Origin of the sequence: Syntrophotalea sp. (assembly GCF_050253115.1) — a bacterium.
Taxonomy (GTDB): domain Bacteria; phylum Desulfobacterota; class Desulfuromonadia; order Desulfuromonadales; family Syntrophotaleaceae; genus Syntrophotalea; species Syntrophotalea acetylenica.
Genome location: NZ_JBFWJQ010000077.1, coordinates 1 through 12,241, shown reverse-complemented (window position 1 = coordinate 12,241; position 12,241 = coordinate 1). Strand labels below are relative to the sequence as shown.

12 protein-coding genes and 1 pseudogene are annotated in these 12,241 nt (G+C 61.7%); 11 read left to right on the top strand and 2 right to left on the bottom strand.

From position 1 onward, the window contains the following. Together AB7E65_RS08935 and AB7E65_RS08930 are read right to left on the bottom strand one after the other, a co-directional pair. Positions 1-286 (bottom strand): annotated as a pseudogene (locus AB7E65_RS08935) (chemotaxis protein CheA); the annotation flags it as partial. Between the two features lie 121 nt (positions 287-407). After that, positions 408-701 (bottom strand): hypothetical protein, encoded by a 294-nt coding sequence (locus AB7E65_RS08930; protein ID WP_428745700.1) that lies wholly within the window; start codon positions 699-701, stop codon positions 408-410. A gap of 35 nt (positions 702-736) precedes the next feature. On the opposite strand from AB7E65_RS08930, the gene AB7E65_RS08925 reads away from it, so the two are divergent. From AB7E65_RS08925 to AB7E65_RS08875, 11 genes are all read left to right on the top strand, one after another. Then, the gene (locus tag AB7E65_RS08925) at positions 737-3,112 is read left to right on the top strand and encodes a hypothetical protein (RefSeq protein WP_428745699.1); all 2,376 of its coding nucleotides are present in this window, start codon (positions 737-739) and stop codon (positions 3,110-3,112) included. 46 nt (positions 3,113-3,158) lie between these two features. Continuing rightward, on the top strand, positions 3,159-3,572 hold the full coding sequence (gene flgB, locus AB7E65_RS08920; RefSeq protein WP_428745698.1) for a flagellar basal body rod protein FlgB: 414 nt from the start codon (positions 3,159-3,161) through the stop codon (positions 3,570-3,572). 12 nt (positions 3,573-3,584) lie between these two features. After that, positions 3,585-4,016, top strand: a complete 432-nt coding sequence (gene flgC, locus AB7E65_RS08915; protein WP_072285514.1) for a flagellar basal body rod protein FlgC — start codon at positions 3,585-3,587, stop codon at positions 4,014-4,016. Between the two features lie 5 nt (positions 4,017-4,021). Then, positions 4,022-4,321: a flagellar hook-basal body complex protein FliE gene (gene fliE / locus AB7E65_RS08910; RefSeq protein ID WP_145926327.1), complete on the top strand. Its 300-nt coding sequence runs from the start codon at positions 4,022-4,024 to the stop codon at positions 4,319-4,321. Between the two features lie 148 nt (positions 4,322-4,469). Further along, positions 4,470-6,029 carry a flagellar basal-body MS-ring/collar protein FliF gene (gene fliF, locus AB7E65_RS08905; RefSeq protein WP_428745697.1) on the top strand — a complete coding sequence of 520 codons (1,560 nt, stop codon included), beginning with the start codon at positions 4,470-4,472 and terminating at the stop codon, positions 6,027-6,029. A 70-nt stretch (positions 6,030-6,099) separates the two neighbouring features. Continuing rightward, positions 6,100-7,122: a flagellar motor switch protein FliG gene (fliG, locus tag AB7E65_RS08900; RefSeq protein WP_083558409.1), complete on the top strand. Its 1,023-nt coding sequence runs from the start codon at positions 6,100-6,102 to the stop codon at positions 7,120-7,122. A gap of 1 nt (position 7,123) precedes the next feature. Then, positions 7,124-7,822 carry a FliH/SctL family protein gene (locus AB7E65_RS08895; RefSeq protein ID WP_320361387.1) on the top strand — a complete coding sequence of 233 codons (699 nt, stop codon included), beginning with the start codon at positions 7,124-7,126 and terminating at the stop codon, positions 7,820-7,822. Continuing rightward, entirely contained in the window at positions 7,822-9,126 is a 1,305-nt protein-coding gene (locus AB7E65_RS08890) for a FliI/YscN family ATPase (protein ID WP_428745696.1), read from the top strand. The genes AB7E65_RS08895 and AB7E65_RS08890 overlap by 1 nt, the downstream gene beginning before the upstream one ends. Positions 9,127-9,191: 65 nt before the next feature. Then, positions 9,192-9,632 (top strand): flagellar export protein FliJ, encoded by a 441-nt coding sequence (gene fliJ, locus AB7E65_RS08885; protein ID WP_428745695.1) that lies wholly within the window; start codon positions 9,192-9,194, stop codon positions 9,630-9,632. After that, positions 9,629-10,144 carry a MotE family protein gene (locus AB7E65_RS08880; RefSeq protein WP_428745694.1) on the top strand — a complete coding sequence of 172 codons (516 nt, stop codon included), beginning with the start codon at positions 9,629-9,631 and terminating at the stop codon, positions 10,142-10,144. The genes fliJ and AB7E65_RS08880 overlap by 4 nt, the downstream gene beginning before the upstream one ends. Positions 10,145-10,214: 70 nt before the next feature. Next, entirely contained in the window at positions 10,215-12,233 is a 2,019-nt protein-coding gene (locus AB7E65_RS08875) for a flagellar hook-length control protein FliK (RefSeq protein WP_428745693.1), read from the top strand. Positions 12,234-12,241 lie beyond the last annotated feature (8 nt).

The following is a 12,241-nucleotide window of genomic DNA, read 5'->3' as shown; positions in this document are numbered from 1 at the left end:
ACTGAAACACCGGGCACGAACGGCATTCCTCGGCGGAAGAAGCATGGATGCAGGACTGATTGCCGCCTTCAATATAGCCGGCATGCAACCAGCAGGGAATGTCAACAGACCGACCATATCTTTGACAGGCGGTATGCGGGCATCCCTTGGCCGACCAGCAGTCGACAGCCTGACAGCTCTGACCCAGCTCGATAATGGTGGGTTCGAGCTGGTCCAGCATCTCCCGGCTCTCCATAAGAAATTCATTAACAATTTCAGCCTGTTCTGATAAAAAATCAGTACTCATCGATGCCTCTCTGATGGGGTATTCTTCCACCTGATTCCAAAGCCATCCCGCACCAAACGGAATCGGAACAAGCCGGAATCGGTCGCGGGGATAAACCGGCGCGCCGATGATACTTCAAATTTCACGCCACATTCAATGAATTCCCGGAACTTTTAATCATCACGCTGTTTCCGCCGTGCCCGGAGGGTTTTGGCGATACGCCACCCCCGCCGTACACGGACGACAGCTGCCCCGCCCCACTCATGTTGCGCCCCACCTGCGCCTGTGCCACACCTGTCCATGTCAAAAACTTGTCCACCACCCCAGGCAGCGTGCAACAAGCAGCAGCTTGTGAAAAATTACACTTGTATTTCAACAAGTTAATGTTTGGCACAATAATCGCAAAATAAACCCACCACGAGCCCGACAGGCGCACTTCAACCCCTGACCAAGGCAACCTCCGGATCCATTATGGCAAAGCGGCAACTGCTCATCACTCTCATAATCTGCATCGTCACAGCGTTGCCCGCAGCGGCCGCCGGTGATTACGTGCTGCAGAGCATGGAGCGAACCGATGAGTTCGATCAGTCGCGCTTACTGTTCGGCTTCTCGAAACTGCCGGGATTTCAGCTTAAAACATCCGGTCAGCGTGTCGATTTGCTGCTGCACCAAACAAGCGTCGCTGCTTCCCTCAAAACCCTGCCAGAAGACGACAAGATCGTCCGGGTCCTGTTTGCCGGCAAGCCGCAGGAGCTTCTGGTTTCCATCCTGCTGCGCAAAATACCGGCACAGGTTTCAGCCACCAGATCCGCGACAACAGGCCAGATCACTCTCGACATCCGCTGGCGGCCCGACGATAAACACCGTCCCGCCATCGCTTTTCAGCTCAGCGGCATGCCCGCAGCGCACCAAACCCTGCAAGGTATCGCCACCTTGCAGCAGTCTTCGGCCTATGCCGGGCACTGGAAGGATTTTTTCCGCACCTTTGCCACGCCTCTCGAAATCAGCATTCCGCTCCGAGCGACGCTGCCGCCGCTGCCGCCACTGGCGGCCAACCCCGTCGACAACAGCCTCAACCAACTGCTGCAGATGGCCAACGCCGGCCACTGGCAGGCGCTCGCCAAAAAGCTGCAGAACTCGCCCGCCAGCCCATCGCACCCACGGCTCCTGCTACACGCCGAAACCCTGCTCCGGACCGGGCAGCCCCGTCAGGCACTGAGGGTGCTTGAAAAGCAGGGGGCGCACCGGCCCGGCGACCACGGACCCCTGGCGGACCGCGCCACCTATCTCCAGGCTGTGGCGGAAGCGCGCTGTGGCCTGCCCTACCAGGCGCGCTGTACCCTGTCCTTGCTGCTGGAGCGGAAACCGGGCGAATCCCACCTGACACCCCAGGCGCGTCTGCTCCAGGCCGAACTGCTCTTGACCATCGGCAGGTGCAAAGAGGCCTGCGGAATCCTGGAGGAACCGGTGCAGAAATGGCCGGTCGCCCTGCAACGCATGGTCCAGTGGCGGCGCGCCCAAGCCCTGGCCGCAACCGGCAGAACCGGACAGGCCGAGCAGCTCTTCCGCCGCCTGTTTTCCCGTTCCGACCACTGGGCGAAGTACGCCGATATCCGTTATCATGCGGGGCTGGCCAGCCTGAAATCCAAACAATACCGGCAAGCTGGAAATCTTTTCACGCTGCTCGAAAAGCAACTGCGCACTCCGACAGGTCGGGGCAAGGCCCTGTTCTATGCCGCCAGGGCCGCATATCTCGACAATGATCTGAAAACAGCACTGGTAATCCTCGAACAGCTTCGCGACAACTTCGAGGGAAGCGAGCCGGGTTTCCGGGCCTGGCTGGCACTGCTCGACCACCGCATGGCAAGCGACCGGAACCCCGATTTCCTGCAAACCGCCAGGGACTACGCTACCATCGCCCGTCATGCGCCTTTGCGGCCACTGCGTGAAGAAGCCGCGCTGAAGCAGGCCCTGGTACATTACCTGCACCGCCAGCCGGAAAAAGCCGCCCGGCTGTTGCAGGGTTTCCTGCGCAATTTTGCCGGCGGCCCCCTGCGGAAAGAGGCCACTGCCCTGTTATCGGAAATCCTGCCGCGGCTGATCGAAAATCTGATCCGCAACGGACAGGACATGAAAGCCGTAACTCTGGTGGAAGAAAATCGAGAACTGCTGATCGACGGCAATCTCTCATGGCCTTTTCTGCCCGCCCTGGCACAGGCCTACAGACGGCTCGGATTATGGGAAAAGGCCTGTAAAAGCTACTATTTCATGATCGATCGTGGCCCAGCGGGCAGTCAGGACGAAGCTGCTTATTTGCCCCTGGTACAGCTGTTGATCGATCGGGGTCAATACGCAATGGCCGCCTCACTGGCGGAGCGCTACCTGCAAAAGTTCAGTCACGGCAAACAGCGGGACAAGCTGTTCGAGCTGCAGCTCGCGGCTCTAGAACAATCCAAACGCCTGGACGAAGCGGCCGCTTTGCTGAAGCAGGCCCGGCAGCCGCTCACTGAAACCATCGCATTGCAGGGAGCCCGCATTCACTGGAAACGCGGCGCATCCCAAGACATCATCGATCAGCCGCCGCTGCTGGACCACACCGCCGACGGACAGCTGCTGCGAGCCGAAGCGCTTTTCCATGCCGCGCACGAGGCAGAAGCGTATCCCCTTTACGAGCGGTTACGCCAGCACGAGGAATACGCCGAACAGGCGACCTATCGTTGCGCCCAGATCAAACTGCGCACCGGCGAGCGGCGCCTGGCCCTAAAGCTTTTCGCCCGACTGACCGAAAACGGAAATAATTCCTTCTGGGCCCGACTGGCCCGCGACGCTATCGCCGCTCAAAAATGAATTGGATGCTTCCTCGGCTGTTTTCCCATGAAAAAAGGTGCTTACCATGCCTGAAATCAGACTGTTCGACCGCACCATCCAGATGCTTGGCAAGGTTCTTGACCTTCGCCAACGTCAGCAGGAGCTGATCGCTTCCAACATCGCCAACGCCGAAACACCGGGTTACATTCCGGCCCGCATGTCATTTGAAAAGGACCTGGCAAAAGCCCTGGAAAACCGGCCGCAACCGCAGGCACAACCGCACCCGCGGCACATCCCGATCGTTGCGAACCGCATCGACAACCTCGAAGGAACCACGGAGCGGCGTGCCGATCGCGGTGTCGGCATGGACGGCAACGGGGTGGATCTCGACATGCAACTGATCGCCCAGAGCGAAAACCAGTTGTTGTACGAAACCTCCGCGCAGATCATCAGCAAAAAACTGGCGACCCTCAAATACGTCTGTCAGGACGGCCGCTAAAGGAGCAGCAGCATGGATATTTTTACAGCGATGCAGGTCAGCGCCTCGGCCCTGGCCGCGCAACAGACCCGTCTCAACGTGATCAGCGGCAACCTGGCCAATGTCGGTACCACCCGCACGCCGGAAGGCGGCCCCTACCGCAAACGCGACGTGGTGTTCCAGTCGAGCCGCAACGTTTTCGAAGACAGCCTGCGTCAAGCCATGGACAAGGACGTGCAAGGCGTTGAAGTGGCCCGCATCCAGCCGAACTCGCGGGCCTTCCACACCGTGTACCAGCCAGGCCACCCCGACGCGGACGAAAACGGCATGCTGACGTTGCCCAACATCAATGTGATGGAGGAGATGGTCGACATGATGACCGCCACGCGCAATTACGAGGCCAACGTCTCCGCCATCAAATCCGCCCAACGCATGGCCACCAAGGCCCTCGACATAGGACGCTGACAATCATGATAAAAAATATCGGAGAAATCCCCCGCATCGCGCAGGCCGCCTCGGCCGAAACCGCGGCTTCAGGCCGGCCCCCCGAAACCTCCTTCGGAGACCTGCTGGCCAACGCCATCGATAACGTCGAGCAGGCCCAGAACCAGTCCAACCAGGCCATTGAAAAGCTTCAGACCGGCGAATCCCGCAATATTCACGAGGTCATGATCGCCATGGAAAAAGCCGGCATTTCCATGCGACTGATGGTGAACATGCGCAACAAGATCGTCGAAGCCTATCAGGAAGTGATGCGCATGCAGATCTGAATGGTTCGCTGCGGCACGGCCTGAAATCACCCCTTGCGCCCGCATGGTGCGGAAGCCGCCGCGAGCTGTCATATCCGTGACAGTGGCACGCGGCGCCGGGAATCACTTTCCGGACAGCGAAAATCCACGACTATGAAAGGTTTGCCCCATGGGCGAAAAAACCACCCCTGCGACCTTACTCGAAACCATTCGCCACTGGCCCCGCAAACGGCAACTGAGCCTGCTCGGGGTGGTGCTGGCATGCGTCGTGTTTTTTGCTCTCATTATCCTGCAGGCAAACAAGGCCGATTATCAGCTGCTGTTCGGCAACCTCGAAAGCGCCGACGCGGCCGCCGTGTTGGAGCGCCTGAAGGAACAGAAAATACCCTATCGGCTCGAAAACAACGGCCGTGCCATTCTCATTCCCGCCGCCAAGGTACATGAAATCCGTCTCGACCTGGCCGGTAGCGGTTTGCCGCGCGGCGGCGGCGTGGGCTTCGAGATCTTTGACAAGCAGAGCTTCGGCATGACCGATTTCGCTCAAAAAATCAACTATCTGCGCGCTCTGCAGGGAGAACTGGCGAGAACCGTCGCGTCGCTGGCGCCGGTGGAAGCGGCACGGGTGCATCTGGCGTTGCCTGAAAAGCGCCTGTTTCGCGAGCAGCAGCAAAAAGCCAGTGCCTCGGTGATTGTCAAGCTCGCTGCCGGGCAGAATCTGCGGGAAGGCCAGATTCTCGGCATCGTCAACCTGGTGGCGGGCAGCGTGGAAGGGCTCGACGCCGAACAGGTCGCGGTTATCGACGACAATGGCCGGGTGCTGTCCAAAGCCGCCGAACAGACAGGCGAGAACGGCATGGCGCCCAACATGCTCGACTATCAGCAGAACCTCGAACAACGGCTCGAACTGCGGGCCCAGGCATTGCTCGACCGGGCGCTGGGCATGGGCAACTCCATGGTGCAGGTCACGGCAGCCATCGACTACACCCAGCGGGAACGCATGGAAGAAAGTTACGATCCCGACACCACCGCGGTGCGCAGCGAGCATACCACCACCGAAAAAGGCGGCATCGCCGGCGCCGGAGGCGTGCCCGGAGTGCAGTCCAACATCAACAACGAGCAGAGCGGCGCGTCCTTCATCCCGACCAGCCGCAGCGACGAAACCATCAATTACGAAATCAGCAAGATCGTCAGCAAACAGGTCGATCCGGTGGGCTCCATCAAGAACCTGTCGGTGGCGGTGCTGGTCGCCGACCGACTGACGGAGGCCGCCGGTGACTCCGAAAAGGCGCCGGTCTACGAACCGCGTGACGCCAAGGAACTGGCAGCCATCGAAAAAATGGTCAGCCGGGCGCTGGGAATCGACCCGAAACGGGGTGACCAGATCGCCGTCATCTCGCGTCCCTTCGAAACCGCTTACAGCACCGACCCCACCCTGCAGCCGTCGGTCTGGACGCGGGTCCATCAGGTCACGCCGATACTCAAATACGCGCTGCTGTGCCTGGCGGCGGGACTGCTCTACCTGTTGGTTATCCGTCCGCTGCTGCAGATTCTGCGCAGCGAGGGACGCATGATCGAGCACTACAAGACCGTGGAGCAACTGGAATCGGAGATGGCCGGCCTGCCCGACGGCAGCGCCCGCGGCGAAGCTCCGCTGAGCCTTCCGGCGGGCAGCGCTGCCTCGCAGAACGATCCGGCGCAGATCATCAAGGCCTGGCTCAAGGACAGCTAGTATCCATCCGGAAACTCCAGGCAAACACCCCGGCGGCCCGCTGACCGCCTGAAACCGTGAAAGACACAGCATGGATATCAAGAAAATGACCGGCGCGGAAAAAGCCGCGGTGCTGTTGCTCACCCTGGGCGAGCAGGCAACCGCCCAGGTCTTCGAAACCCTGTCGGACAGCGAGGTACGGGAGATAAGCCGCTGCATGCTCGCCATCGACCACATCCCGGCCAGGGTATCGGACCAGATCCTGGAGGAATTCGCCATGGCGCAGAAAAACAAAACCGGCTTTTTCGTGCGCAGCAACGAATTCGTCAAAAACGCGATTTCCAACAGCGGTAATGCGGAACGCGCCAAAAAGCTCATGGCGCAGGTCTCCATCGGCATGGAACAGCTTGAATCGAGTGCCCGCCCGCTGGAAACCATCGCCATGATGGATCCGCGCATGGTGGCCAGCCTGCTCGGCAGCGAAATGCCGCAGACGGTGGCCGTCATCCTGTCCACCCAGCGGGTCGACCACGCCGCCAAGATTCTCAGCTTTCTGCCGGAGGAGGCGCAATCGAACATCATGTTCCGCATCGCCAAAATCGACAAGGTATCGCCGGAGGTGCTCGGCCAGATAGAAAGCGCCCTGCAGCAGGAAATCCGTGTTGTGGCGCACAAGGAACAGCATCAGATCGGCGGCATCGGCAAGGCGGTGGAGATCATCAATCACCTGGGCAGCGGCGCCGACCGCAGCATCCTTGTCAATATCGAAAAAACCGACCGCATGCTGGCGGAAAACATCCGCAAGCAGATGTTCACCTTCGAGGATCTGGCGAAAATGGACGGCCGCACCATGCAGGTGCTGCTGCGCGAGGTCAACAACACACAGCTGACCATGGCCCTGAAATCGGCGTCCGATGACCTCAAGGACAAGGTTTTCGACAACATCTCCGAACGCGCCGCGGAAATGATCCAGGACGACCTGGAAGCCATGGGTCCGGTACGTTTGTCGGAGGTCGAGTCCATACAGCAGGAGATTGTCAAGATCGCCCTGCGGCTTGAAGAAGACGGCAAAATAGTGCTGCCGGGAAGAGGTGGGCAGGATGCTCTTGTCTAGAATGATTCACCCCTGCGACGCCCGGGATCTCAAACGGCTGCAATTGCGGGATTTGGGCGAAGGCATGCCGGCGGACAATTTCGTCCCTTTCGAGCCGGTCGTGGCGCCGGAAGCCGAAGCGGCCCGGCCATCGCACGCTCCCGCGCCCCCGATCGAGCCGCAGGAGCAGCCTGCGGCAGCTCCTGCATCGGAGGAGGAGAACCGCTGCGCCCTGGAGGCAGCCTATCGGCAGGGCCGCGAGGACGCCCTTCGCGAAGCCCGCGAACAATTCGGCCATGCCAGCGACATGCTGGCCCAGGCCCTTGAGGAGGTCAGCCAGCTGCGCGGCTCCCTGCTGCAGAACAGCAGCAACGACATGCTGCGGCTGGTGATGTCCATCGTGCGCCAGGTGCTGCATGCCGAAATCAGCGTCAATCCGCGGATCATTGCCGAAACCATCGACAGAGCCCTCAAAATGGCGGTGCGGGCGGACTATTATCATGTGCGGGTGAATCCGGCGGATCTGGAGGTTGTGACGGAGCGTAAGCCTTTGTTTCTGGCCGCCATCAATGGTCTGCAAAACCTTTCCTTCCAGGCGGATCCGGCCGTCGGCCGTGGCGGCTGCCTGCTTGAATCGGAATTCGGCGACGTCGACGCCACCATCGACGGGCAGCTCGACCAGATTCATCGCAGCCTGCTCGCGACCCTGGATCAGAGCTGATGAACCGCCTGCTGGAATGTCTCGACACGCTCGCCCCCATCCAGGTCAGCGGCAAGATAACCCAGATCGTCGGACTGGTGGTGGAAGGCTATTGCCCAGCCGCCTCCGTCGGCACCCTGTGCGAACTGATCCCGCGGGACGGTGGCCCGCCGGTGCCGGCGGAAGTGGTCGGTTTCCGCCAGTCGCGGGCACTGCTGATGCCTCTCGGCGAGCTGCGCGGGCTTGGCCCGGGCAGCCGCATCAGGGTGGTTTCCAACAGCGCCGCGCTGCCGGTGGGTCAGGGCCTGCTGGGACGGGTGATCGATGCCATGGGCCAGCCCATCGACAATGGCCCGCCCCTGCCCCGCGACACCGAAATGCCCCTTTACGCCCTGCCGGCCGGGCCCATGGAGCGCGACACCATCGATCGCCCCCTCGATCTTGGCATTCGCGCCATCAATGGCCTGCTGACCTGCGGCCAGGGCCAGCGCATGGGCATCATGGCCGGCTCCGGCGTGGGCAAAAGCACTTTACTGGGGATGATCGCCCAGAATACCCTGGCCGATGTCAACGTCATCGCCCTGATTGGCGAACGCGGCCGCGAAGTGCGGGAATTCATCGAGCGGGACCTTGGCGCCGAAGGGCTGGCGCGCAGCGTGGTAGTGGTGGCCACCTCCGACCAGTCGCCGCTGCTGCGCATGCGTGGCGCGTTTGTCGCCACCACCGTCGCCGAATATTTCTGCGGCCGGGGGCAAAACGTGCTGCTGATGATGGATTCGGTGACCCGCTTTGCCATGGGCATGCGGGAAGTGGGCCTGGCCGTCGGCGAACCGCCCACCACCAAAGGCTATACCCCGTCGGTGTTCGCCACCCTGCCCAAGCTGCTGGAGCGGGCCGGCAGTTTCCGCGACGGCGGCAGTATCACCGGGTTGTACACGGTGCTGGTGGAAGGCGACGACATGAACGAACCGATCGCCGACGCGGTGCGCTCGATTCTCGACGGTCACATTGTGCTGTCGCGCCGGCTGGCCGCCAAAAATCATTATCCCTGCATCGATATCCTGCATTCGGCCAGCCGCGTCATGAACGCCGTGACCGACCGGGAGCACCAGGAACACGGCGGCCGGCTGCGGGAACTGCTGGCCACCTACCAGGAAGCCGAGGACCTCGTCAACATCGGCGCCTACAAAAAAGGCAGCAATCCCAAAATCGATTTTGCGCTGGCCCATATCGACCAGGTTAACGGATTTTTGCGTCAGCGGGTCCACGAACCGGTGGATCTGCAAACCACCATCGCCCAGCTCAAGGAACTGCGTCTGTGCTAGGGGTACGCCGGGTCCCGGCCATGCCCTCAGTCACTTTGTAACGCCCGCCGCCGCGGAAGGCCGTCATGTCTTTTACCTTCAAACTGCAACCGCTGCTCAAACATCGCACCCTGCTCGAAAACCAGGCGCGGCAGGCCCTTGCCGAAGCCCTGGCGGAAGAAGCCGCTCTGCAGCAGGTCATCGAAGAACACTGCCAGGCCCGGCAGGCGCTGCAACAGGAATTCGAGGATAAAAAGGCCCTTGGCATGGATTGGGCGGAACTGCTGATCTACGACCGCAGTCTCAAGCGCCGTGCGGCCAGGCTCAGGGAACTGCAGGCCCAGGCCAGGGAACTGCAAGCACAGAGCGAGCAGCGCCGCGCCTGCCTGACCGAGGCCAGCCGGGACAAAACCCTGATGGAAAACCTCAGGACCAGAATGGAGGACGAGCACCGCCAGGAAATGCTTCGCCGGGAGATGGTACATCTGGACGAAGTTGCCCTGCAGCTCGGAAAAAATCGCCTATGACCGTTTCACATCGGACACGCATCCTGTGGGCCGCCAGCCTTTTGTTTATCGGGTGGCCTGTTTTTACCCTGGCGGGAAACGCCTTCGCGCCGGAAACCGACAGCCCGCAAGGCTCTGTGGCCGAGCGCCGCATCGAAGCCGCCATCCAGATGGAACTGAAAAATCTCAAATCCCGCACCCAGGCGCTGGAAAAAAGGGAAATGGAGCTAAAGACCCTGAGGGCCGAGGTCGATAAGAAACTGACCGAGCTTGAGAAGACCCGCGCCGAGGTCAGCCGCATGCTGCAACGCAAAACCGCGCAGGAGGCGGTCAAGGCCAAAGCCCTCAGCAAGATTTACGAAAAAATGGATCCCGCCAATGCGGCATCCGTTATTGCGGGACTGGAACTCGAGCTTGCGGTGGAAATCCTGCAAAACATGAAGGTCAAGGCCGCCGGCCGTATCCTGGACAACCTGGATGCGAAAACCGCCGCCAGGCTGAGCACTTCCTTTCCCGCCCTGGCGCGGGATTGAGCCCTCCCGCTATTTGAGGCGGCCGGGCCGGGTTTCCACCACCAATCCTGAGGAAAGGAGGTGAAACCCCATGCACATGCCAGCCATCATCCTGTCCGAAAACGCTCCGGTGGCCACCGGCCCAAGAGCGACGGGAAGAAACGCCGGGAATGCATTCCGGAATCTGCTCGAGCGCACCGCGGACAGCCGCGATCCCGGCACGGATCCCCTTGCCCGAGCCAGCGCCGCTGCGGCCGAAGAACCGGCTGCCGACGCGCACATCACCAATACCCCACAACCGGCATCCGCAGCTCAGCCGCAAAACCCGCAGCAGCAGGAGCTTGCGGTCATGGATGCGGCAACACCCCTCAGCGACACGGAGGAACGGCCGGAAACACAACTTCCGGCCAAAGACCTCCAGAACCTCCAGGCCCCGGAACAGGAGTCCGACCCGGTGCCGAGCGACGCCATGGCCTACGTTTTCACCGCGCCGGCAGCGACCGGGCAAGGCCCGGCCATAGCATCTGGCACAGGAAATGGCGACGACGCAGCCTCCATGGTGCTGCCGGCCGATGCGGCAAACGAATACCAACCCGAACACCTGTCCACGCGCCGCCAGAACTCCGACATACCTTTGCCGTCCGAGGCGCAAACTTGCAGCGTCCCGAATCCGCCGCAGGCCGATGGGGTCCCGCAAAATGTCATGGCACGGATTGCGCCGGACGGCATGGCTGTCGCGCCCATCGCCGAGCAAAAAATCCAAGCCATGGCCGGGTCCGAACCACTGGCCGAGGCGCCTGCGGCAGCCGATCCTGACACCACCGTCAGTGCTTCGCGAAACACCATGACCGACCCTGAAGCTGCCATCCCTGCTTCCCGGCAGCCCGCGGATAGGGCCCCGTCCGCCACCATCGCGGAACCCACCGTCACCGTCGGCAGCCAGGATACCGTGGTCGCCATGCAACATGCCAAGGCCAGGGTCCCGGCCACCCTGCGACAGGATATGCCGGTTCCCGCCCGTCTCGATGGGGACGGGCCCCAAAAAATCAGACAGCCCGCCGGCGCCGACGCGACAGCACCTGCCGAAGCGACCCCGGCACCGCAAGCCCTGACAGACCCGGCCACGCCGCGACTCCGGACCATGGCAGCCGGCCACCCTTTTGCAGCAATCTCCAGCACCCCGGCACAGGGTCCGACAGCCCGATCCGCAGCACTGGAAGGCGAAGCAGCACCCCTCGGAGAAAGCCGCTTTGCGCAGCTTATGCCACGCGCTGCGACAGCGCCCTTCACTCAACAATCGCCTGTCGCGACGACAGGCATATTGGAACCGCACCTGAAGCAGCCGATGGAAACAACCGCGATGGACCCCGGGCCCGTGAGCACCGCAGAAATCCTGAACGGCAAAAGCATCCGTCCGGCAGCTGTCGCCGAACAATCGTCCTTTGCAATGGCCACGCCGAGCGTGGTTGACGCGTCACCCCTGACGGCCGGAACGATGGCGACACCGCCGGCCAGCGCAAATCTTGCCGCATCCGCGACGCTCCCGGGAAAAGCCCCGATTCTGGCCGGAGCCAATGAACAGGCGGCCATCGCCGGCAGCGTGTCCCTTGCAGCGTCCGCCGCGGCACCGTCAACTGCCGCACAGGTCACACCCACGGCCGCCGCCAGCCTCTTCAGCGTACCCGAAGCACCCGTCATCGAGCAGGTCATCGACAATGCATCGTTGCGGGACCTTGGCGAGAAACGGCAACTCACGATCGAACTGCACCCGGCGGAACTGGGACAGGTAAAACTTGATCTGGTGCAGGAAAAGGACCGCCTCCAGCTGCATCTTCAGGCCGCGACCCACGAAGTCTGCGACATCCTTGAAAAACATCTGCCGCGGCTGCAGGAAGCGCTGCAGCAGCAGGGGCTGCGCCTGGACAGCGTCCAGGTCAGCGTCGACGGACAGCGCCAGCATCAGCAGGGCATGTTCGAACATCAGCAGCGGGCACCGCAACACGGCCCTTGGCAAAGATCCGGTGTTGCCAACCCGGACGCTACCGTTGCCCCCGCGACGGCACCGGCCGACCGGCCGTCAACGGCCTCCGGTCTCAGCTTAAGGGTTTAACCAGATAG